The organism is Ruegeria sp. G5, from assembly GCF_056533365.1.
This window is the reverse complement of sequence record NZ_JBQFOK010000002.1, coordinates 142,608-165,840: the sequence shown is the minus strand read 5'-3', so window position 1 is coordinate 165,840 and position 23,233 is coordinate 142,608. Positions and strand designations below refer to the sequence as shown.

Sequence of the window (23,233 nt, the reverse complement as noted above, 5' to 3'; positions counted from 1 at the left end):
CAAAAAGGCCCGCCAAACCTGGCGGGCCTTTCTTAGTTACCGGTCTGAAACACGCAACCGTCCGAAATGAGTTGCGGTGGCGTTAGGCATAAAGCCCGCGCCACCTGAAACGCGGCAAGAACTTTGGGAACGTAATTACGCGTCTCGGTATAAGGCGGCACGCCCCCGTGCTTTCGCACAGCCCCTTCGCCTGCATTGTACCCAGCCAGCACCAGAATCGGATCGTTGCCGAATTCTCCCATCAGCCAGTTCAGATATTTCACACCGCCAGAGATATTCTGGCCGGGATTAAAGCTGTCATTCACCCCAAACCGTTTCGCAGTAGCAGGCATCAACTGCATTAACCCCTGCGCTCCGGCCGAGCTGACTGCATCGGAACGACCTGCGGATTCAACTGAAATGACCGCCAGAACCAATGCAGGCGACACGTTTGTCCCGACGGTTGAGCGCAGAATGTCGATACCTTGCTTCTGAGCAATCGACTGCAACGTCTGCAATCGCGGCGAGGCAACGTTAATCGCAGCCAGCGCGTTCATGGCGTCCTCAAGCCGGCCCGCCCCTGCTTCTTCAGCGCCTGGTGAAATTCTTTCCCAGAAAGCCGTATACGAGCCGATTGGTTTTTTCGGCCCACCGGGAAGGCTTGGAGGTACCACACGGGTTCGGGCAATAATCTTCGATGTTTCGATCTCAAGCCCGGTACTGGGCGCAAAGGGTGCAGTTGCGTGTTCCTCAGGTGTGATCTGAACTGTCACCTTCGGGCGCGTGCCCGGCGTCGGCGCTTTGACCCGTTTGTAAACGCCCCGCGGTTCAATCGTTTGCGCCACAACAAATACAGGCCATGAAACCATCACAACCGATAGGACAAAGGGGATCATTACGTCCCGCAGATTCATTTCGCCCGCCTCATGCTTTTTGCTTTTGGGTGATTTGAACCAATAAACTGCCCACAACACCATAAAAACAACGTGAATTGGGGCGATTTCGCCTCATTTGGCGCAATTTTGCATCGGGCAACGTAGGGGACGCGTTAATTTTCTCTTTTTTATTTGTTATATTTCAACGCGTTACAAAAGAAATTACAAAAAAAATAAACTTCGGCGCAAAAAAATAGGGTTTGGCCCAATTCCTGCCACGCCTACCCGTCAAACATAATGCCATACCGAGACGGTCGGGAGCGGACTGAGAGAGAAAGCTCTGGAAGACCCCGAGGTTCAATTGACTTTTAGATCCTTTAGGAGGGACGTAACATGATCAAGTTCATCAAGAACTTCCGCAAAGACGAAGACGGCGCCGTAACAGTTGACTGGGTTGTTCTGACAGCAGCCATCGTTGGCCTGGCAGCAGTTGCCTACACTCAGGTTGGTCAGGGTACCAGCGACCTGGCGGGTAAAGTTGACACCGCTCTGTCGGGCGTGTCTGTGACTGTTCCGGATCCGGACCTGTCGAGCTAATAGCTTACGCAGAAATTCTAAGGGGGTCGCGTCAATCCGACGGCGGCCCCTTTTTTTTAGCAAAACTTGGGTTACAGAAATGAAAAGATTTACAAGATTTCTGAATGGTGAAGATGGGGCCATCACAGCCGACTGGGTTTTACTTACAGCGGGCATCGTCGGGTTCGGCGCCATCATCTACATTAATTTCTATCCGTCGATCCAATACGTGGACAATCAAACCGGCACGGCGCTCAAGGGTGCTCAGGTGCGCGATCTGTCTTTCGAAATCAGCTCGGGCAACTGACGAACACACCGATCTTCGGACCGGGCACTAACGAAAAAAAAATCAAATATTGTCCCCCTTTTCGACACAATTCGCCGGTAATCCAGAAAGCATTAGTCGTTCTAAACAGTTCGACGTGACCAGAACAGAATAATACGAGGGTACGCGAATGCGCGCAGTATTTGGACTTGTCCTGATTGTCGGGGTGGCATTGGCCGGCGGCGCCGTTTATCTGGCGCAAGATTACATCTCCCAGACACAGGCCCAACTTGAGCGAGAGAAGAAAGCCGCTCAGGATGCTCTTGCGAACGTCAGCACAGTCACGACGACAGATGTGCTGGTTTCAAACCGAGCGCTGAAATATGGTGAGCGCCTGTCGGAAGAAGACATAAGAATTGTGAAATGGCCTGAAGATGCCATTCCAGAAGGCAGCTTCCTTGAAATGGCCGCCTTGTTCCCCGAAGACGCCAAAGGTGATCGTTTTGTCCTGCGGGCAATGGAAAAAGACGAAGCGCTTATGGAAGTGAAGGTAACGAAGCCCGGCGAATCGGCCGGCCTCACCTCGCGCCTGCAAAAAGGCATGCGGGCTTTCGCGATCAGTGTGGATGTCGCATCGGGCGTTTCTGGTTTCTTGCGGCCAGGTGACAATGTCGACGTATATTGGACCGGCTCCTTGAGCGGAACGATCGAAGGGAATCGCGGCGAAATCACTCGTCTGATTCAAACCAGCATCGAACTGATCGCTGTTGACCAGACAGCGGGCTCAGATCTGACCGGGGCGACAATCGCGCGCACTGTAACTGTTGCCGCGACACCGGAACAAATTGCTGCGCTCGCCCAAGCTCAGAACACGGGGCGCCTGTCGCTTGCCTTGGTTGGTGTACAGGATGAAACCGTCGCCAGCGCCATTGAAGTAGACCAACGAAAACTGTTGGGAATCAAAGAAACAGCCCCAGAACCGGTCCAGGCTAAGGAAGAGGTTTGCACCGTAAACACACGTCGCGGCGCAGAGATCGTAAAAACGGTAATTCCCTGCACAAACTAACGTTTTTTCAGAGCCTTACAGGTACAAGCCGCGCAGTTCGCGCGGCTTGTCTCGTTTTGCATGTTGCGAATTGTCCACATAAGGAAAATTCCAGAAACCATTGATTATTGCAATAAATTAGCAATTCGCGCAGTGTTAATGGGCATAAGGCAATAGCCCTAAAACGAGGCGTGATCGGAGAGGCAGGTCACATGAAAATACATTCTTGGATTAGCGCAACCCTTCTGGGGTTGGCGCTTGTAATGAGTTCGGTCGGCGATGCCGCCTGGGCGCAAAATCTTCGCGTAGTGAAGAAGGGCACAGCGGAAACGCTGGATGTCCCGATGAACCGCGCAATTGTTGTTGAGAGTGAGGAACCGTTTGCCGAACTCAGCATTGCCAACGCTGGCATTGCTGACATTTCGTCGCTTTCGGACCGTACCATTTATGTATTGGGCAAAGCGCCCGGTCTGACCACTCTGACACTGTTCGACGGTGCTGGTAACTTGCTTGCCAACGTTCGTGTTCGGGTATCTCCGGATGTTTCCGAATTTAAAGAACGTCTGCGGCAAATCTTGCCAAGCGAACAGATCGAAGTTCGCACCGCGAACGACGGGATCGTGCTTTCTGGTACGGTTTCAAGCGCTGCAAAGCTCGCACGCGCTTTGGAACTTGCAGAACGCTATGCACCCGACCGGGTTTCTAACCTGATGTCGGTTGGCGGTGTCCAGCAAGTTATGCTGAAGGTGCGATTCGCTGAAATGAGCCGGTCGGTTGCGAAAAGCCTGACTGCATCGCTTGGCTTCGGCGGCAGCGATGTAACAGGTGGTTTCAACACACTGAACACCGCAGGTGCACTGGCTAACGCGTTGAACAATAACATTCCGGTTCAGCAAACCAACACTGGTGCAATCCTGTTTGGTTTCGGCGCGGGTTCGACGCAAGTTCGTCTGTTGCTGGAAGCACTTGAAGCCAAAGGGCTTGCACGCAGCCTTGCAGAACCTAATCTTTCGGCCCTGTCCGGTCAGGAAGCAGAGTTCCTTGCAGGTGGCGAAGTTCCGATCCCTGTTCCATCGGACGACGGTAACATCGCGATCGAATATCGTGCATTCGGTGTTCAGGTCATCTTTACACCGCGCGTTGTAGACGGCGATCTCATCAACCTTGAAATGGGTACGTCCGTATCGAGCATCGACAATAGCTCGGACTTTACCATTGCTGGTAACAACGTGCCGTCCTTTATCTCGCGCCGGACCAAGACCACGGTTGAATTGCGGGATGGCGAAAGCTTTGCGATTGCTGGCCTCATTCAGGACGACTTCACCGACCTGAACAACCAGGTTCCATGGTTGGGTGACGTACCTGTGTTGGGTGCCCTGTTCCGCAGTGCTGAATATCAGCGCGCTCAAACGGAACTGGTTGTAATCGTGACAGCTCACCTGGTGTCACCGACACGCGGCGAAGCGCTTGCTCTGCCGACAGATCGGGTCAAACCGCCCAGCGAATTTGATCTGTTCATCAACGGCAAGACAGCTCGTACCGAACGTGCTGGTTCTGGTGGCGCATCAGAAGTCGCCAAGCAGGGCTTTGGCAGCTCGTACGGCTACGTGCTGGAATGATTAGGAGGATAGGACCAATGCAAAAGTGGATAATAGCACTGGGTCTTTCGGTCGCTGTCGCCGCATGTACGCGTGAGGCCGGATACGAAGTCGACCAAGGTGCCTTTGGCAATGCGACGCTGAACAACCAGCAGGTTCTGACCGGTGAACTGACATACGCCCAGATCCTGGGACAACGGTTCGCCGCCGAGGTACCGACGCAGATCAACTTTGACTTTAACAGTTCACAGTTGGATGCAGCTGCGCAGCGGATTCTTCTGCGGCAGGCCGATTGGATCAAACAGTTCCCTGAGGCACGGTTCCGGGTCTACGGCCATACTGACCGTGTCGGATCGCAGGCTTACAACCAAAGCCTGGGCCAGCGTCGCGCCAACGCGGCAGTTGCGTTCCTGACAAGACAGGGTATCTCGCGGTCGCGCCTGGAAGCCGTTGTTTCCTTTGGCAAAACGCAACCTCTGATCGACACACCGAATAGAGATCGACGCAATCGTCGTACTGTGACCGAAGTATCAGGCTTCTTGGATCGTGAACCGCAGCTGCTTGACGGCAAGTACGCGGAGGTCATTTACCGCGAATACGTCGAGAGCGCGACGACCGAAAGCGCCATCCAGGATGTCGACGCGACAGACATCGCTGAATAATAATTCGAATTGGGCGACATCGTCGCCCAATTCCCAACAATTGGTTCTTTTGCGCCCCATTCTCGCCTAAGTTCCAAGCCACATTTTCTACAATTGGGTGTTAAGCGGCCGATAGCGCCGTGACAGGGCTTCAGCTCTCCAAGGCGAACCTTTTTAGGTTCGCTTCGGCTTGCTGCCCTCTGGACGAGGATTGTGTTAATGACAAGCGCCACGACAAACGAAGACAACAACGCCATTCTGGCTTGCACGATTAGCCGTGATGTTCAGAATTTCGATTTGTTAATTGAAGACATGGAAGCCGCCTTGGGCGAACGCTGGGGTGACTTGGGCTTTGCCGAGGCTCTGGCATTTTTCGGCCAACCCGAAGCGGACAATCTTGAATTCGTTGCCCTCGCCATTGACGGCGAGGACGAGGACAACCTGACAATGATGGGTGAGATCATCACCCGCGCAAAAGAAAAGAAAATCAAAGTTGTACTGATCGCCGAAGACGTAACGCCGGCATCCTTGCATCAGCTTTTGCGTTCAGGCGCCGATGAATTCGTCCCCTACCCTCTGCCCGAGGGAGAGTTGCGCGAAGCAATCGACCGCATGAACAAACCCGACCCCGTGGTTCTTGCCCAAGAGGCCGCAGTATCTCTGGCGCAGGGTGCATCAAAAGAAGGCGCGCTTTTCGTCGTTCAAGGTTTGGCCGGGGGTGTCGGATCAACAACGCTCGCGGTTAATCTCGCTTGGGAACTTGCAACTGTTTCTGAAAAGGAAGCACCGACCGTTTGTCTGATTGACCTGGATCTGCAGTACGGCACTGTTTCGACTTACCTCGACCTTCCGCGCAGAGAGACCGTCTTCGAGATGCTGTCCGATACATCCGCCATGGACGACGACGTCTTTTCGCAGGCGCTTCAGACCTACGAAGATAAAATGCAAGTGCTGACGGCCCCGTCAGACATGGTTCCGCTGGATCTGATCACATCAGAAGACATTCAGCGTGTGATCGACACAGCCCGCAAACACTTCGATTACGTCATCGTGGATATGCCAACGACCCTGGTTCAGTGGTCCGAGACGGTTCTGCAGGCCGCCCATGTTTATTTCGCTCTGATCGAACTGGATATGCGCTCAGCACAAAATGCATTGCGCCTGAAACGGGCCCTTCAAGCCGAAGAGTTGCCGTTCAACAAGCTGCGTTTTGCAATGAACCGGGCACCTAAGTTCACTGATTTGAACGGCAAAAGTCGGGTCAAACGGATGGGCGAAAGCCTTGGCATTTCCATCGATCTGCAACTGCCGGACGGCGGTAAGCCCGTTATGCAAAGCGGAGACCATGGATTACCGCTGGCAAATTCCGCCGCAAAGAACCCTCTACGTCGCGAAATCGCAAAACTGGCCAAGTCGCTTCACAGCCTTGGCAGCAGCAACGCCGAAGCCGCGTAACACAGGTCCAAAGGGGTAACCGTCGTGTTCTCAAGATACAAAAAACAGCCCGAAGCGCAGCCTGTTCAGGCCGAGGTAAAGACCGAAGCACCTGTACCTGCTGCAGAAAAAGCGCCAACCGCAAACGCGGTCATCCGGAAACCGTTGAAAAAGAAAGAAGCCGCGCCAACAGCTTCCGACCGGGACCGCAAGCGAAAAGAACGTCTTGGCGAGATCAAGATCGAGCTTCATCGCGAGTTGCTGGAAAACCTGAACCTTGCCGCATTGGAAAACGCAGGCGAGGCTGAATTGCGTACTGAAATCAGCGCAATTGCCAGCGAAGTGTTGGAAACAAAGAACATTGTTCTGAACCGCGAAGACAGATCGCAACTGAACAAAGAGCTTTACGACGAGGTGACTGGCCTGGGTCCGCTGGAGACATTGCTTCAGGACGACACGGTCAACGATATCCTCGTAAACGGACCGCAACAGATTTTCGTGGAACGTGCAGGTAAGCTGGAGATCAGCGACATCACGTTCAAGGACGAGAAACACCTGATGCGGATCATCGACAAGATCGTGTCCGCGGTTGGTCGTCGCGTCGACGAATCCAACCCATATGTGGACGCCCGTCTGGCGGATGGTTCACGTTTCAACGCGATGGTGCCGCCGATCGCCGTTGATGGCTCGCTGGTTTCCATTCGTAAGTTCAAAAAGGACAAGCTGGGTATTGATGACCTGGTGAATTTCGGTGCGTTCACCGAAGAAATGGCCGCCTATCTACAGGCTGCTGTTTCCACCCGTCTGAACGTGATCGTTTCGGGCGGTACGGGTTCCGGTAAGACGACAACCCTGAACGCTTTGTCCAGCTTTATCGACGACGCCGAGCGCATTCTGACCATTGAGGATACGGCGGAACTTCAGCTGCAACAGACCCATGTGGGCCGGATGGAAAGCCGCCCGCCAAACGTCGAAGGCAAAGGCGAAGTCAGCCCGCGCGACTGTCTGAAAAACGCCCTGCGTATGCGTCCCGATCGCATCATCGTCGGTGAGACGCGTGGCGCCGAGGTGATCGACATGTTGCAGGCCATGAACACCGGCCACGACGGATCGATGACAACGATCCACGCCAACTCGGCCCGTGACGGGATTTCGCGTCTGGAAAACATGATCGCGATGGCTGGCATCGAGATGCCGATCAAGGCCGTCCGCAGCCAGATCTCTAGCGCTGTGAACCTGATCGTGCAGGCCAGCCGTCTGCAGGACGGTTCGCGTCGAATGACCTCGATCACCGAGATCACCGGCATGGAAGGCGACGTCATCTCGATGCAGGAAATCTTTAGGTTTCAACGCGTTGGTCTGACACCCGACAACAAGATCATTGGTCACTTCACCGCAACCGGCGTGCGCAGCCACTATTCCGAGCGCTTCCGTCTGTGGGGCTTTGACCTGCCCGCATCCATCTATGAACCAACGACGATGTAAGGTGACTTTGATATGCAACTGCCCATTGAAGCTCTAATCTATGTTGTGATCTTCGTCGCCGTTTTGGCGCTTGTCGAAGGCATCTATCTGGTGGCTTTTGGTAAATCCATCAGCCTCAACAGCCGTGTTAACCGCCGCCTTGATATGTTGGAAAAGGGCGTCGGACGTGAACAAGTGCTTGAGCAGCTGCGCAAAGAGATGCAGCAGCACATGCAATCTCAATCCATCCCACTGTATTCGCTGTTGGCGGACAAGGCGCAGAAAGCGGCTATCGCGTTCTCTCCTCGTCAGTTGATTATGATAATGGTGCTCGTTTCCAGCTTTGCGTTTGTTGGATTAAGTATTGGTACGGCAACCGCTACGTTCCTGCGAATTGCAATCTCGATCGCTATTGGTGTTGGCGGCGTATACGCGTGGGTCAATCACAAAGCCACGAAGCGCATGGGCATGATGGAAGAGCAGCTGCCCGACGCGGTAGAACTGATGGTCCGCTCATTGCGTGTCGGCAACCCTTTTGTATCGACAGTTCAAATCGTTGCGAACGAAGTCCAAGATCCTCTTGGGACCGAGTTCGGGGTAATAGCAGACGAGTGCGCCTATGGGCGTGACGTAGGCGATGCCCTCAAAGACATGGCGCAGCGGCTGGGAATGCAAGATCTACGCTTCTTGTCTGTCGCCGTTGGCATTCAGCAGCAATCGGGAGGCAACCTAGCAGAAATTCTTGCTGGACTGGCTCAGGTTATCCGTGCTCGTTTCCGCCTGTTCCGCAGGGTGAAGGCGATTACCGCCGAAGCGAAATGGTCTGGGAAATTCCTATCCGGTTTCCCTGTATTCTGCCTGGTTTTCATTCTGGTGAAAGACCCAGGTTACTATGACGACGTTCTGGATCATCCGTGGTTCATTCCGGGGTGTTTCTTTGTCGGCATTATGCTGACACTGAACCTGATCGTCATGCGCATTCTTACGAACATCAAGGTCTGAGGATACCACCATGGAATTTCTGACCCATATCAACACCTTACTTACAGAAAACTTGGGCGAATTTGGTCCTCTCATTGTTGTTGGCATCCTTGGCTTGGTAATGATCCTTGTTGCCGTGCCGCTGATGATGAACCAGCCAGAAGACCCGCTGAAAAAACTGCAGCGCTCGACGGCCGCACCTAAGTCCAACAAGAAGAAGGACAAGCGCGATAGATTGCGGAATGCTGGCCGCAACGAACAACTGGAAAAGTTTTCGACCTTTCTGGAACCGCAAGACCAAGAAGAACTTTCGGCGATGCAGCTCAAGCTGCGTCAAGCTGGCTATCACTCTAAAGACGCGGTTCGCTTTTTCCACTTTGCGCAATTCGCGCTTGGTATGATCGGCATTTTGATTGGCGTGGCTCTTGTTACGGTGTTGGCCGGCGACAATGAGTTTACAGGCCAACAAACAGCAATTCGCGTCATCGTTCCGGCGCTCGCGTTGTATTACTTGCCAAAATACTGGATCACACGCCGTGTCGCCGAACGGGAAGAAGCGATCGTGGCTGGTTTTCCGGACACATTGGATTTGATGCTCGTTTGCGTGGAAGCAGGTCAATCACTCGACCAGGCGATTGTTCGCGTCGCGACTGAAATGAAAGCCTCCTACCCTGACATTGCGCAGGAATTCGAGGTGGTGGCTTACGAGCTGAAAGCAGGTAAAGACAAGGATACGGTTCTTCGCGATTTCGGAACACGCTGCGGCGTTCAGGACGTAAGCTCGTTTGTTACGGTTATGATCCAATCGGCGTCTTTCGGTACTTCGATCGCCGAAGCTTTACGGGTCTACGCAAGCGAGATGCGTGACAAACGCGTGATGCGTGCAGAAGAGGCCGCTAACAAGTTGCCAACCAAGATGACACTTGCCACAATGATGCTGACGGTACCGCCGTTGCTGGTTATTCTTGTTGGCCCTTCGGCAAAAGGTATCGCGGACTTCGCAGGAGGCAACGCGGGAACCCCTCTATGATTTTAACGTCCAGGTGCGTCCACCACAGGATTCGCCGAGTGCTCGGGGCCGCCATGGTGATCGCCATGGTGGCCTCTTGCACCGAAAAAAGCTTGTACGACAGCCTTGATCCACCAGGTTTTGACCCAAGTGGAGAGGTTGAAGACCCTCTGGTCGTTGGCAACCGGCTACTTTCGGCTGGCGAGTATGATCTTGCGCTGGACTCCCTTGCCCGGGCCGCATTGGATCAGGGGATGACCGCGGAAATAATGGCGGCGATGGGCACTGCCAACCTTGGGCTTAGGCAATTGGGGCCCGCAGAAACTCTGCTGCGGCGATCAGTTGCGGAAAACCCCGACTGGCCTGTTGCGTGGAACAATCTGGGCGTCATCCTCATCGAAAAGGGCGAATACCCAGAAGCCGCTCAGGTCTTCCAACGCGCGTTCGCGCTGGACAATGGCGAAAGTGACGCAATCCGCGACAATCTTCGCTTAGCGCTCGCAAAAATGGAAAATCCTGTTAATACTACTGACGAAGAACAAGAATACACGCTGGAGCAGCAAGGCGACGGGCAATTCAAGCTTCGCAAGCTCCCGTAACATAGGCAAGAGCAGTAAGGGACGCAAAATGCGCCAACAATTCTTGATTCCGACAATGCTGGTCTGTGGGTTGCTTGTTGCTGCCTGCGAAAAAGAGACCGAGGAGGAAAAAGTCGAAAAAACCTTTCAGGAGGTTAACGTCATTGACGAAACCAACCTGAACGAGGTTCTGTTGTCGGCTGCCGACCCAAACGAAGCTGTAACCTATTTCCAAGGTGCAGCGGCCAAAAACCCCGGGCGCATTGACCTGCAGCGTGGACTGGCCATTTCCTTGGCACGGGCAAAGCGGACGACCGAGGCCGCGGCCGCGTGGAAAAAAGTGACGACCATGAAAGGCGCAGGCAACGTCGACCGTGTCGAATATGCCGACTCGTTGGTGCGTTCTGGTAATTGGACCGAGGCAAAAAAGGTACTGGATTCGATCCCGCCAACGTTTGAGACATTCAAGCGTTATCGCCTCGAAGCTGTGGTTGCGGACTCCAACCAAGATTGGAAGCGCGCGGATCATTTCTATGAAACCGCAGTTGGACTGACCACCCGTCCCGGTAGCGTCATGAACAACTGGGGATATTCGAAACTGTCCCGTGGTGAATTCGAAGAAGCCGAACGCCTGTTTTCAGAAGCGATCCGGCAGGACAGCTCTCTGTTCACGGCGAAAAACAACTTGGTTCTGGCACGTGCAGCGCAAGGCAACTATAGCATGCCGGTTGTGCCCCTGTCACAGGTTGAACGCGCGCTGCTGTTGAACACAATGGGCATCTCTGCGGTAAAGCAAGGCGACGTTACCACGGCTAAGAATCTGTTCCGCGAAGCCATCGCAACGCATCCGCAGCATTTCGAAGAAGCCGTTCGCTCATTGCGGGCACTCGAGGAAGCCTGATTTGATGCAGATTCCTGCAGTGGCTGCAGGCTGGTTTCTGCCGTTCGTTCTGCCGATCTGCTTTTACGCGGCCTTCACGGACCTACGTTCCATGCTGATCAAGAACCACGCGGTCGTGGCGCTGGCCGCGGTGTTTCTAGTCGTCGGCCTTTTTGTGTTGCCACCATGGTCAAATGACTGGATCGAAGGCGGAATTGGCCCACTTTCCATGGCTTTACCGCCTTACCTTTGGCAGCTTGTTCATATCCCGGTTTTTCTGATCCTGGGGATTTTGTTCAACGCCGCAGGCGTGATGGGGGCTGGTGATGCCAAGTTCATCGCAGCGGCTTCAGCGTTTGTTTGGGCAGGTGACTTTATGGTGATTCTGTTCATCCTGATGACGGCTACGCTGGCCGCTTTCGTAACGCACAGATTGGCAAAACACACGCCGTTGCGGACAATCGCGCCCGATTGGGAAAGTTGGGACCGGGGCAAGCAATTCCCCATGGGATTTTCACTGGGCGGCAGCCTCGCCATCTACTTGATTTTGGGCACTGTTTACGGCTCGTAAACTATCATTACTCCGCCTTGTCCCTGCCTTGGTGATGCCACAAAGCAAGACCAGATTTTCACCAAGCGGCCCATGCGGGCCTATGGCGTGAATACTGGATGGACGAGCAACGCTCATGAATATGCAGACGACCTCGGTAATGGCCCCCCCTACCCCCAAAGGGCTGGGCGAAATGCAATTGCCTATCGTAATGATGCGGGACATTTTGCTGAAAACGATTTTCCGCAAAAACGTCGACACGGTTTCGGAAGTGGCCGAAGCGGTTTGCCTTCCGGGTGCGGTGACGCAGGAACTGATCGATATCGCGCGCGAGCAGAAACTGCTCGAGGCGACTGGTACGCTGAATGCCAACAGTGGCAACGAAATGGGTTACCAGTTGACTGACGCAGGCAAGGCGCGCGCTTTGGATGCGCTCAGTCAGTCCGAATATTTTGGTGCGATGCCGGTTCCTTTGGATGTGTACCGGGAACAAGTGAAACGCCAGTCGATCCGCAACATTCAGGTCACCCGTGATCAGTTGACGGGTGCGATGGGGCATCTGGTTCTGCCGGATATGCTGCTTGATCAGTTGGGGCCTGCTGTTAGCGCGGGTCGCTCGGTATTGATGTATGGGCCTCCGGGCAATGGTAAGTCCTCAATCTCGAACGGTATTCGGGACGCGCTGGGGGACAACGTGTACGTTCCGCGTGCCATCGAATACGCGGGTCAGGTGATCACCGTTTACGATCCAATCGTACATACCGCCATCGAGCAAGAAGCTGACGATCCCAATAGCTTGCGGCGACGCAAGCGGTTCGACACGCGTTACGTTCAGTGTGAACGTCCCACTGTTGTAACTGGTGGTGAATTGACGCTGAGCATGCTGGACTTGGTCTACAACCCCACGGCCCGAACCTATCAGGCCCCGCTGCAGCTAAAGTCGACCGGTGGGATCTTCATCGTGGACGACCTTGGCCGTCAACAGGAACCACCTCAGGCTCTGATCAACCGTTGGATTGTTCCGCTGGAAGAAAACAAGGATATTCTTGGTCTTCAGTCGGGTGAAAAGTTCGAAGTTCCCTTCGACACGCTGGTCATCTTCTCGACCAACTTCCACCCGAACGAGATCTTTGACCAAGCGGCTTTGCGCCGGATCTTCTTCAAGATCAAGATTGACGGCCCGAACCAAGAGAACTTCCTGAAAATCTTCGCCATGGTGGCACGCAAACGCGGTATGCCGCTGGACGAGGCCGCGTTGGTGCATCTGCTCAAGGTCAAGTACCCAACCATCAACAATATCTACGCAAACTATCAGCCGATCTTCCTGATCGACCAGATGATCTCGATCTGCGAGTTTGAGGGCATCCCCTATCAAATGAGCCCGGACCTGATTGATCGTGCGTGGGCCAACATGTTCGTCAAGGACGAGAAAATCGTCAAATAACGGCGTGTAAAATCCATAATGGGGCGGTTAATCTGCGGCTATGACGCAGATTCCCGCCCGGATCACAAACTGGTTTGAAGCCAGAGGCTGGTCCATCCATCCGCACCAGAAACAGATGTTTGATCGGGCCTCAGACCCGGCGACACTGCTTATTGCACCAACCGGCGGCGGCAAAACGATGGCGGGCTTTCTTCCCACCCTCGCAGATTTGGCGGAACAAGATCACATCGGCCTGCACACGATCTATGTCTCGCCCCTAAAGGCGCTTGCGGCTGACATTCGGCGTAACTTGCGTGGCCCTGCTGAAGAAATCGGCCTGAACATACGTATCGAAGACCGAACCGGAGATACCTCAGCCACGCAGAAAAAACGACAACGTGTCGATCCTCCACACATCTTGCTGACAACCCCCGAGAGCCTTGCGTTGCTGACTTCGTACGAGGATGCGCCGCGTATGTTCCAAGGTGTGCAACGAGTCATTGTCGACGAAATCCATGCATTGGCCGAAAGTAAGCGCGGCGATCAGTTGATGCTGGCCTTGGCGCGGCTTCAAACCCTGTGCCCTGATCTGCGCCGGGTCGGGCTGTCTGCTACGGTTGAAGACACAGAGGCAATCGCCCGTTTTCTGGCCCGCCATCCTGATCCCTGCCCCGTTGTTCATGCGGACCCAGGCCCAGATCCGGATATCCGCATGCTGGAAACCACAGAAGCGCCGCCCTGGTCGGGTGGTGGGGCTGCCTATGCGATTCCGGCCGTGCTGGAACAGGTCAGGCAGCACAAGACAACTCTGATCTTTCACAATACCCGCGCACAGGCCGAGATTTTCTTTCACAACCTTTGGCTGGCCAATGAGGAAAGCCTGCCAATTGGTATCCACCACGGCAGCCTGGATCGGCAACAACGCGAACGGGTCGAAGCTGCGATGGTTCGTGGCGACCTGCGCGCGATTGTATGTACCGGAAGCCTCGATCTTGGGATCGACTGGGGCGATGTAGACTTGGTGATCCAGATTGGCGCACCCAAGAACGTCAAACGTCTTGTTCAGCGCATAGGGCGCGCAAATCATCGCTACAACGCCCCATCCAAGGCTTTACTGGTGCCCGCGAACCGGTTCGAAGTGGTAGAGTGCGTTGCCGCGCTGGAAGCCGCAAAAGCGCATGAGCTTGACGGCGAGCCACGGGGCCAAGGTCCGCGGGACGTTTTGTGCCAACATATCCTGATCGCGGCAGCAGCTGGCCCCTTCGATGCCGACACACTTTATCGCGAAATGTCCACGGCTGGGCCCTATGCTGACTTGGACCGTGCCGCCTTTGAAGCCTGTCTGGATTTCTGTGTCACAGGAGGGTACGCGCTGCGCGCCTATGACCGTTGGCAACGGCTGCAAAAAAGGCCTGATGGAAAATGGCAGTTACGCGATCCAAGGGCCGCACAGCGAATCCGGATGAATCTTGGCACGATACAGGATACCGATACGCTGAAAGTTCGCCTGAAACGCAATCGTGGCGGCAAACCTTTGGGCGAGGTTGAAGAAGCTTTTGCGGCATCCCTGACCCCGGGTGACACCTTCCTGATCGGGGGCCAGATCGTGCGATACGAAGGGTTGCGCGAAATGACGGTTGAGGTCAGTCGACGTGCAGATCGCAAGCCGAAGATTGCCACGTTTTCCGGCACAAAATTCGCTACCTCGACCCAACTGAGCGATCGGATATTGCGCATGTTTTCGCAATCCGATTGGCCGCAATTACCGGCGCATACGGCTGACTGGCTAGCCTTGCAGCGCAACATGTCTCAACTGCCTCAGCGTGATCGTTTGCTGGTAGAAAGTTTCCCCAGCGACGGTCGCGAACACCTGTGCGTTTATGGGTTCGCGGGGCGAAACGCGCAACAGACGCTGGGCCTGCTGCTAACCAAACGTATGGAAGAAACAGGCCTTGCCCCTTTGGGCTTTGTCGCCACGGATTACGCAACGCTGATCTGGGGTCTGGACGCGGTGGTTGACCCGCGACCCTTATTTGAACTGGACAAGCTGCGCGATGGGCTGGACACATGGCTTGCTGGCAATGCCGTGATGAAACGCACCTTCCGCTCTTCGGCGACCATAGCCGGGCTTATTGAACGAAACACCGGCGGGCAGCGCAAAAGCGGACGGCAGGCCACATTCTCGTCCGACATCCTGTATGACACGTTGCAAAAATACGATCCTGAGCACCTGTTGATGCAGATCACACGTGAAGAGGCGATGCGTGGGCTTGTCGACTTTGGCCGAATTGAAGCAATGATTGCCCGCATCGGCGGTCGCATTGATCTGTTGAGGTTGGATCGGGTCTCGCCGCTTTCAGCGCCCCTGTTTCTTGAGGTTGGAAAAGTACCGGTCAAAGGCGCCGCCGAGGAACGCCTTTTGGCCGAAGAAAGCGCCCGCTTAATGAAGGAGGCGGGTTTGGAATCGCTTGCCTCGAACGCTTAATCACGTCAAGAACGTAACATGAACGAATTGCCGTTTTCATTTGCGGGGCAGACCCTGCACGCCTTGGGGTCAGGTGCTTTGTGGTGGCCAGAGCACGGCGTCTTATGCGTCTCGGATCTGCATCTGGGTAAGGCAGAACGTATCGCCCGACGAGGCGGAGCGTCACTGCCCCCTTACGAGAACCTTGATACGCTGACCCGACTGTCAGGTGATGTTGAACACACTGGTGCCAGCACCGTAATCTGCCTAGGTGACAGTTTCGATGACCTGGATGCGGTCATGACCTTGGACGCGTCTGATCAATTGCAGATCAATGCCTTGCAAGCTGGTCGTCAATGGATCTGGATCGAAGGAAACCATGATCCCGGACCTGTCGATCTGGGCGGAACCCACTTGGCTGAGTATAGAGCCGGCCCCTTGGTATTTCGCCATATCGCTCAACCCGACGGTCACGCTGAAATTTCAGGTCATTACCATCCCAAAGCAAGGCTTCGTACCCGAGGGCGTATGATCTCGCGCCCGGCGTTTCTGGCGGATGACAGGCGGTTGATCATGCCCGCCTATGGCACATACACCGGCGGCCTTTTCAGCTCGGACCACGCATTTGGCGACCTTATGGGCAATAACGCAGTGGCGATCTTAACCGGTCGGAACCCTCAGTTGATACCAATGCCACGCTAGATGCGCTTAAATCACTCCGTCACGTTCAAGCATCGGTTTGTATTTTCGACTGACTGGTACAAGATGGTTGTTCGTCAGGCGCAAAAAGGTCTTACTTCCCTCCCGTTCCACTCCGGCAATGGCGGCGTCCACGACCCAGTGTGACCGGTGCGTGCAATGGCCCGGCTCAGGCTCCATCTCGGCGATGGCGTCGCTCAGACGGGAACGGATCGTGTATGTCCCCTCTGACGTGACGACATCCACGCTATGGTCACGTACCATTAGGTGTAGGATCTGACCTGAAAAACCCGTGGGAAGCCTTTTGAGAAGGCGTAGTTCAACACGTGCGACATCCTCTGGAACCGCTACTGCCGGAGTTCTCCGGACCAATAGCAGACCAGACGCTATTAGCACGCCGTACGAGGCCACGGACCATACATCGGGGGCTGTCTGCCCCTCGACCGCGAATAAAAGCCAGGCCATTAACCACAAGGCCGGAACGAACAGCACGAAAACGATCGGAACAACAACCAGTTCCCGTGCCGTGAACTGGCTATGCGCAAACCACCTTGCCAGTAGCCGCCGCGCGACCCAACTTACCCCCAGTGCCAACGTCATGACGCCGGTCCAAAAGATCAGGCGAAGCGAAAAGGACAGCTCCATGTTCTGAAAGGGTTGGAAAACCAGCGCCATGATGGGCAAGAAAATCAGCCCCGCAATCAATCGCAGCACCGTCACCTCGGCCAAAACTGAGTTCAGACTAATCCTCATACCTTCTCGGTTTTCTATTCTTTGTATCCGGTCAAAGCTAATGCCACGTTTAGCTGGAACCAGTTAACCAAATGGAAATAAAGACTTATCACTCCTCAGATCACAATCAAACCCCTGCAATTCAAACTTAATTGTTATCTTAATCCAATGAAAAGGGCCGAAGGGATCTCTCACCCCTCGGCCCTAGATTTCCGATCAATGCGCTGATGCGTGTTGTATCAGGCAGTCAGGCCTTCCGGCTCTGGTAGGCCATTTGCGCGGCAGCAGGCCGTCACTGTGTTCGCCAACAGGCAAGCGATGGTCATAGGCCCAACACCACCCGGCACCGGAGTGATCGCGCCCGCACGTTCCGCAGCGCTGGCGTAGTCGACATCGCCGACCAGCTTGTTCTTGCCGTCGCGCTCGATCCGGTTGATGCCCACGTCGATCACGGTCGCACCTTCCTTGATCCAATCTCCGGGCACCATTTCGGGGCGACCAACGGCTGCAACGACGATGTCGGCGCGGCGAACAACTTCTGGCAGGTCTTTAGTGCGACTATGCGCGATCGTCACGGTGCAGCTATCGCCAAGCAGCAGCTGCGCCATCGGCTTACCCACGATGTTCGAACGACCGATCACAACCGCGTCCATGCCCGAAAGTGAACCGTGATAGTCGCGCAGCATCATCAGACAACCCAGCGGGGTGCAGGGCACCATGGACTTCTGACCGGTGCCCAGCAGACCCACGTTCGAGATGTGGAAACCGTCCACATCTTTGGCCGGGTCGATCGAGTTGATTACGAGGTCTTCGTTCAGGTGTTTGGGCAGCGGCAGTTGGACCAGAATGCCGTTAACAGCCGGATCGTTGTTCAGCTTGTCGATCAACGCCAGCAGATCTTCTTCTGAGGTGTCGGCTTCCAGCTTGTGCTCGTACGAGTTCATGCCGACCTCGACGGTCTGCTTGCCTTTCGAACGGACATAAACCTGGCTTGCCGGGTCTTCACCAACCAAAACCACGGCCAGACCGGGCGTGATGCCGTTTTCCTCTTTCAGCTTTGCAACCTGATCGGCAACTTGCGCGCGCACTTTGGCGGCAAAGGCCTTACCGTCGATAACCTGGGCTACCATCCTGTGATCCCTTCTTTCCAAAAACGGATCGGGCGCACAGCGCCCGTTCATTCAGTCCGGGCCGAGAACGCGTTCCTCACGCGCAATCGACCAGTCAATCAATATGCGCCACAACTTTTCGGCCAGATCAGGGTCCATTCCCATTTCGTCCGAACTGTCGCGCACGCGTTGCACCACCTGTTCGACGCGATCCGGGATTCGGGCCGGCAGGCCCTCGCCGGGTTTAAGCTGCGAAGCGCGGTCGATGTAACCTGCGCGCGTCACCAACATCTCGATCAGGTGGCGGTCCAGCTTGTCGATCTGATTCCGCAATTCCTGCATCGATCGGCAGTCTTGCGGCAGTGTCAGAGTGGGCATTGCGATCTCCTCATGGCCCGGGGTATCCCCGGACCACGAGATGGTTCAAAAAACGGCTTAGAACAAGCCCTCGATCTGGCCTTCATCGTTGAGACGGATCGTCTCAGCCGCGGGTTTGCGGGGCAGACCGGGCATGGTCATGATCTCACCGCAGACAACCACGATAAAGCCAGCACCTGCGGACAGGCGAACTTCACGAACCGGGACCGAGTGTCCGACCGGCGCGCCACGCAGGGTCGGGTCGGTTGAGAACGAATACTGGGTTTTCGCCATGCAGACCGGCAGGTTGCCGTAACCCGCATCTTCCCACTCGCGCAGTTGGTTGCGGATCTTGTTGTCGGCCAGTACCTCATCAGCGCGGTAGATGCGCTTGGCGATGGTTTCGATCTTTTCGAACAGCGGCATATCGTCGGGGTAGATGGGCGAGAAGTTCGCGGTGCCACCTTCGACGATTTCGACAACTTTCTCGGCCAGCGGGGCCGAACCTTCCGAACCCAGTTCCCAGTGACGGGACAGGATCGCTTCGACGCCGTGCTCACCACAATAGTCCTTAACCGCCTGCACTTCGGCGTCGGTGTCGGTGACAAAGTGGTTGATGGCAACGACGACAGGCACGCCAAAGGACTTCACGTTTTCGATATGACGTCCCAGGTTGGCACAGCCTGACTGAACCGCGTCGACATTTTCCGCACCCAGATCAGCCTTGGCAACGCCGCCGTTCATCTTCATCGCGCGTACGGTGGCAACCAGAACGACCGCCGAAGGTGCGATACCTGCCTTGCGGCATTTGATGTTCATGAACTTCTCGGCACCCAGGTCGGCACCAAAGCCCGCTTCGGTCACGACATAGTCAGCAACTTTCAGCGCGGTCTTGGTTGCGATGACCGAGTTACAGCCGTGCGCGATGTTCGCGAAAGGGCCACCGTGGACAAAGGCAGGGTTGTTTTCCAGCGTCTGAACCAGGTTCGGCTGCATCGCGTCCTTCAGCAGAACGGTCATTGCGCCTTCGGCCTTGATGTCGCGGCAGTAGACCGGGGTTTTATCGCGGCGGTAGGCCACGATGATGTCGCCCAAACGCTGCTCAAGGTCTTTCAGGTCGTTGGCCAGGCAGAGGATCGCCATAACTTCGGACGCCACTGTGATGTCAAAGCCTGCTTCACGCGGGAAGCCGTTCGACACGCCGCCCAGCGAAGCGGTGATCTGACGCAGAGCACGGTCGTTCATGTCAACCACGCGGCGCCATGCAACGCGACGGATGTCGATGTCGCATTCATTGCCCCAGTAGATGTGGTTGTCGATCATCGCCGACAGCAGCGAGTGGGCCGAGGTGATGGCGTGGAAGTCGCCGGTAAAGTGCAGGTTCATTTCCTCCATCGGAACAACCTGCGCGTAACCGCCACCCGCAGCGCCGCCCTTCATGCCGAAGTTCGGACCAAGCGAGGCTTCGCGGATACAGATCATGGCGTTCTTGCCGATGCGGTTCAGGCCATCACCCAGACCAACGGTCGTGGTGGTCTTACCTTCACCCGCCGGGGTCGGGTTGATCGCGGTGACAAGGATCAGCTTACCATCTTCGCGGTCCTGAACCGAGTTGATGAAGTCCTGGCTGACCTTCGCTTTGTCATGCCCATAAGGCAGCAGGTCGGCGGACTCGATGCCGATCTTGGCGCCGATTTCCTGAATCGGCTTTTTATTCGCTTCGCGAGCGATTTCGATGTCGGATTTGTAGCTCATTGGGCCTGATCCCTGATTGAATGCCGTGCAAACCGGCGCAAATAGCCCGGTGCTGGTCAATCCATACCGTTGTGCACTAATGTAATGGATATAGATTCCGACATAATCGCGCTGTGAAACGGCGTAGAGTCACTTACAGGTTCGCGTCACGGAACTTTGATCGTTTCCCATAGGAAAATCTGTATCTTAAGGTGCCCAAGCGCGTTGATCCGGGACGAATAGTTTCAACTTATCCCCCAGTTTCAAAGCACCCGGTTTTTCGACCCATGCCGTCACGCCGCGCCGACCCTGCGCGGCGGGTTTGAAAGATGCACCATGGCCGGGTAAATCAGCCTCGACCTCACGCCCGGGTATCACGCAGGGACGATTTTCCATATCTACTGTGATCGTCACACCATCCGGCCCCTGCAGACGCGAGGACGGAGGGATATGCGTGAAGTCGGGAATCCCGCGCAGCACGACGCTCACGCCAAGGAAAGAAGGGTCGAGGGTTTCCAAACCCATTGCGGTGGCGGTTGCCTGCATCTCTTCTTGCGATAACACGGACAGCTGGCGCACGTTTCGAATTTCCGTTCCCTTCGCATAAAGGTTTTGGACGCGCACGCATGAGGCGCGATTGACCCCTTCGTGACGTTCGCCTGCCACGCCCGAAAATCCAAGCGATAAACTGTCGACCGCTTGCGCACGGATCGAGTCACCGGCTGGAACACAGCCCAGCCAGACAACTTCACCCGTGAATTCCGTTTCCCGCAAAACCGGCATAGCAATACCTTTCCCTTTCCATGGTCCAAAGGTGAATAGAGGCCAGTCAGGGGGCAAAGAAAAGAAAAAACCCGGGTATATACCCGGGTTTTGTCATTACGCGGTCGGTTCAGGCTCCATCCCGCCTTCTGGTGGGGATTTCTTGACCTTAGTCTTCGGAATGGCAGTGACGCTGGGTGCGCTGCCCTCATCCGGGCTGTCGCCTTCGTCATCACCTTCGGTGGGCGGTTCGCCGTTCATAACGCGCTTGATTTCGTCCCCGGTCAGAGTTTCGTATTCCAGAAGACCTTGGGCCAGACGTTCCCACTCCTCATTCTGATCTGTCAGAATTTGGTGTGCACGTTCGTATCCTTGCTGGATCAGACGCTTCACCTCTTCTTCGATCAGCTCTTTGGTATGGGCCGAGACCGAGAATCCAGCGGTGTTACCCTGATAGCCCTCATGCGCTTCGGCATAGTCGATGTTACCGACCTTGTCCGACATGCCCCAGCGCATCACCATCGCCCGCGCTAACTGGCTGGCTTGCATGATGTCACCGGCGGGGCCGTTCGAGACGTGGTCTTCACCGTATTTGATCACCTCAGCCGCTTTACCCGCCATGGTCATGGCAAGCTTTTGCTCACACTCATCGCGGTGATAGTTCAGGCGATCCATTTCCGGCAACGAGACAACCATCCCCAACGCACCACCGCGCGGAATAATCGTTGCCTTATAGACAGGATCACAAAGCGGCAGGGTCAGGCCGACAACGGCATGTCCGGCCTCGTGATACGCCGTCTTTTCCTTCTGATCCTGGGTCAGCACCATACTGCGGCGCTCGGCCCCCATCATCACCTTGTCTTTGGCGTTCTCGAAATCTTCCATGGTGACAAAGCGACGGCCTACTCGCGCAGCCATCAGCGCGGCCTCGTTCACGAGGTTAGCCAGATCGGCACCCGAGAAGCCCGGCGTGCCACGTGCAATGATCCGTAGATCAACGTCAGGGCCCAGAGGCGTCTTGCGCGCATGCACGCCCAAAATCTTCTCACGGCCTTTGATATCGGGGTTGCCGACGGTCACGTTCCGGTCAAAACGGCCCGGACGCAGAAGCGCGGGGTCCAGAACGTCCTTACGGTTAGTGGCTGCCAGAATGATCACACCTTCGTTGGCCTCGAACCCATCCATCTCGACCAGCAACTGGTTGAGGGTCTGTTCGCGTTCGTCGTTCCCACCGCCATAGCCAGCACCACGATGGCGACCCACGGCGTCGATCTCGTCGATAAACACGATACAGGGCGCGTTCTTCTTGGCCTGTTCGAACATGTCGCGGACACGAGATGCACCCACACCCACGAACATCTCAACAAAGTCCGAGCCCGAGATGGTGAAGAACGGCACACCCGCCTCACCCGCAATTGCACGGGCCAGCAGCGTTTTACCTGTACCCGGAGGGCCAACCAGCAGCGCACCTTTCGGGATCTTTCCGCCCAGACGGCTGAACTTCTGCGGGTTGCGCAGGAATTCGACGATCTCTTCCAACTCTTCCTTGGCTTCGTCGATTCCTGCCACGTCGTCAAAGGTCACGCGGCCATGCTTTTCGGTCAGCATCTTGGCCTTGGACTTGCCAAAGCCCATGGCTCCGCCTTTGCCACCGCCCTGCATCCGGTTCATGAAATAGACCCAGACACCAATCAACAGCAGGAAGGGCAGCAACGTGATCAGGAACGATTGGAAACCCGATTGCTGCTGCTTGACCGCTTGAACGGGGATGTTTTCGTCGATCAGCAGCTTGGTCACCTCGGCATCGCCGGGTTTGATGGTGACATAGCTGGCACCACTTTGCGTGGTATAGCGAATCTGTTCGCCATCCAGCGTCACGTTTTTGACTTCGCCATTCTGAGCGGCAGCCACGAAATCGGAATAGGTTCTTTCATTGCTCTGAAGTGTTCCACCCGGTCCGCTGAACAGATTGAACAGTGCAAGGATCAGCAAAAACAGAACGACCCAGAAGGCGATGTTACGAGCGTTGCCCAAGGAAAATCTCCCAAAAGATTTCGGCAGATGGGGATCTGCCGGGT

At 55.4% G+C, this 23,233-nt stretch carries 22 protein-coding genes; 15 read left to right on the top strand and 7 right to left on the bottom strand.

What is annotated here, in order from left to right; genetic code table 11:
• Positions 1-32 precede the first annotated feature (32 nt).
• Complete coding sequence (locus ACR0BD_RS03860; RefSeq protein WP_480829397.1) at positions 33-848, bottom strand: lytic transglycosylase domain-containing protein; 816 nt, start codon at positions 846-848, stop codon at positions 33-35.
• Positions 849-1,247: 399 nt separating this feature from the next.
• On the opposite strand from ACR0BD_RS03860, the gene ACR0BD_RS03855 reads away from it, so the two are divergent.
• From ACR0BD_RS03855 to pdeM, 15 genes are all read left to right on the top strand, one after another.
• Entirely contained in the window at positions 1,248-1,451 is a 204-nt protein-coding gene (locus ACR0BD_RS03855; protein WP_480828982.1) for a Flp family type IVb pilin, read from the top strand.
• Between the two features lie 79 nt (positions 1,452-1,530).
• Positions 1,531-1,737: a hypothetical protein gene (locus ACR0BD_RS03850; protein WP_480828981.1), complete on the top strand. Its 207-nt coding sequence runs from the start codon at positions 1,531-1,533 to the stop codon at positions 1,735-1,737.
• Positions 1,738-1,885: 148 nt separating this feature from the next.
• Positions 1,886-2,761 carry a Flp pilus assembly protein CpaB gene (cpaB, locus tag ACR0BD_RS03845; RefSeq protein WP_480694662.1) on the top strand — a complete coding sequence of 292 codons (876 nt, stop codon included), beginning with the start codon at positions 1,886-1,888 and terminating at the stop codon, positions 2,759-2,761.
• A 191-nt stretch (positions 2,762-2,952) separates the two neighbouring features.
• Positions 2,953-4,359 carry a type II and III secretion system protein family protein gene (locus ACR0BD_RS03840; protein WP_480828980.1) on the top strand — a complete coding sequence of 469 codons (1,407 nt, stop codon included), beginning with the start codon at positions 2,953-2,955 and terminating at the stop codon, positions 4,357-4,359.
• A 17-nt stretch (positions 4,360-4,376) separates the two neighbouring features.
• Positions 4,377-5,000 (top strand): OmpA family protein, encoded by a 624-nt coding sequence (locus ACR0BD_RS03835; RefSeq protein WP_480828979.1) that lies wholly within the window; start codon positions 4,377-4,379, stop codon positions 4,998-5,000.
• A gap of 198 nt (positions 5,001-5,198) precedes the next feature.
• A complete protein-coding gene (locus ACR0BD_RS03830) occupies positions 5,199-6,434 on the top strand; it encodes a CpaE/TadZ family protein (RefSeq protein WP_480828977.1) in 1,236 nt (411 codons plus the stop codon).
• A 24-nt stretch (positions 6,435-6,458) separates the two neighbouring features.
• Positions 6,459-7,898 (top strand): TadA family conjugal transfer-associated ATPase, encoded by a 1,440-nt coding sequence (locus ACR0BD_RS03825; RefSeq protein WP_480694670.1) that lies wholly within the window; start codon positions 6,459-6,461, stop codon positions 7,896-7,898.
• A gap of 12 nt (positions 7,899-7,910) precedes the next feature.
• Entirely contained in the window at positions 7,911-8,879 is a 969-nt protein-coding gene (locus ACR0BD_RS03820; protein WP_480828976.1) for a type II secretion system F family protein, read from the top strand.
• A 10-nt stretch (positions 8,880-8,889) separates the two neighbouring features.
• Positions 8,890-9,888, top strand: a complete 999-nt coding sequence (locus ACR0BD_RS03815; RefSeq protein WP_480828975.1) for a type II secretion system F family protein — start codon at positions 8,890-8,892, stop codon at positions 9,886-9,888.
• A 38-nt stretch (positions 9,889-9,926) separates the two neighbouring features.
• The gene (locus ACR0BD_RS03810) at positions 9,927-10,466 is read left to right on the top strand and encodes a tetratricopeptide repeat protein (protein WP_480694676.1); all 540 of its coding nucleotides are present in this window, start codon (positions 9,927-9,929) and stop codon (positions 10,464-10,466) included.
• A 28-nt stretch (positions 10,467-10,494) separates the two neighbouring features.
• Entirely contained in the window at positions 10,495-11,346 is an 852-nt protein-coding gene (locus ACR0BD_RS03805) for a tetratricopeptide repeat protein (protein ID WP_480694678.1), read from the top strand.
• Between the two features lie 4 nt (positions 11,347-11,350).
• Positions 11,351-11,896: a prepilin peptidase gene (locus ACR0BD_RS03800; protein WP_480828974.1), complete on the top strand. Its 546-nt coding sequence runs from the start codon at positions 11,351-11,353 to the stop codon at positions 11,894-11,896.
• Between the two features lie 115 nt (positions 11,897-12,011).
• Positions 12,012-13,319 (top strand): P-loop NTPase family protein, encoded by a 1,308-nt coding sequence (locus tag ACR0BD_RS03795; RefSeq protein ID WP_480694682.1) that lies wholly within the window; start codon positions 12,012-12,014, stop codon positions 13,317-13,319.
• Positions 13,320-13,359: 40 nt separating this feature from the next.
• Positions 13,360-15,783, top strand: a complete 2,424-nt coding sequence (locus tag ACR0BD_RS03790; protein WP_480828973.1) for a ligase-associated DNA damage response DEXH box helicase — start codon at positions 13,360-13,362, stop codon at positions 15,781-15,783.
• A gap of 18 nt (positions 15,784-15,801) precedes the next feature.
• Positions 15,802-16,464, top strand: coding sequence for a ligase-associated DNA damage response endonuclease PdeM (pdeM, locus tag ACR0BD_RS03785; protein ID WP_480828972.1), 663 nt, complete (start codon positions 15,802-15,804; stop codon positions 16,462-16,464).
• 6 nt (positions 16,465-16,470) lie between these two features.
• On the opposite strand, the gene ACR0BD_RS03780 is transcribed toward pdeM, so the two are convergent.
• From ACR0BD_RS03780 to ftsH, 6 genes are all read right to left on the bottom strand, one after another.
• Positions 16,471-17,214: a LytTR family DNA-binding domain-containing protein gene (locus ACR0BD_RS03780; protein ID WP_480828971.1), complete on the bottom strand. Its 744-nt coding sequence runs from the start codon at positions 17,212-17,214 to the stop codon at positions 16,471-16,473.
• A gap of 218 nt (positions 17,215-17,432) precedes the next feature.
• Complete coding sequence (gene folD / locus ACR0BD_RS03775) at positions 17,433-18,323, bottom strand: bifunctional methylenetetrahydrofolate dehydrogenase/methenyltetrahydrofolate cyclohydrolase FolD (protein WP_480828970.1); 891 nt, start codon at positions 18,321-18,323, stop codon at positions 17,433-17,435.
• 51 nt (positions 18,324-18,374) lie between these two features.
• Entirely contained in the window at positions 18,375-18,680 is a 306-nt protein-coding gene (locus ACR0BD_RS03770) for a chorismate mutase (protein WP_480828969.1), read from the bottom strand.
• A 57-nt stretch (positions 18,681-18,737) separates the two neighbouring features.
• A complete protein-coding gene (locus tag ACR0BD_RS03765; RefSeq protein WP_480828968.1) occupies positions 18,738-20,414 on the bottom strand; it encodes a formate--tetrahydrofolate ligase in 1,677 nt (558 codons plus the stop codon).
• 186 nt (positions 20,415-20,600) lie between these two features.
• Positions 20,601-21,176 carry an MOSC domain-containing protein gene (locus tag ACR0BD_RS03760; RefSeq protein WP_480828967.1) on the bottom strand — a complete coding sequence of 192 codons (576 nt, stop codon included), beginning with the start codon at positions 21,174-21,176 and terminating at the stop codon, positions 20,601-20,603.
• Positions 21,177-21,272: 96 nt separating this feature from the next.
• A complete protein-coding gene (gene ftsH, locus ACR0BD_RS03755; protein WP_480694696.1) occupies positions 21,273-23,189 on the bottom strand; it encodes an ATP-dependent zinc metalloprotease FtsH in 1,917 nt (638 codons plus the stop codon).
• Between the last annotated feature and the right edge of the window lie 44 nt (positions 23,190-23,233).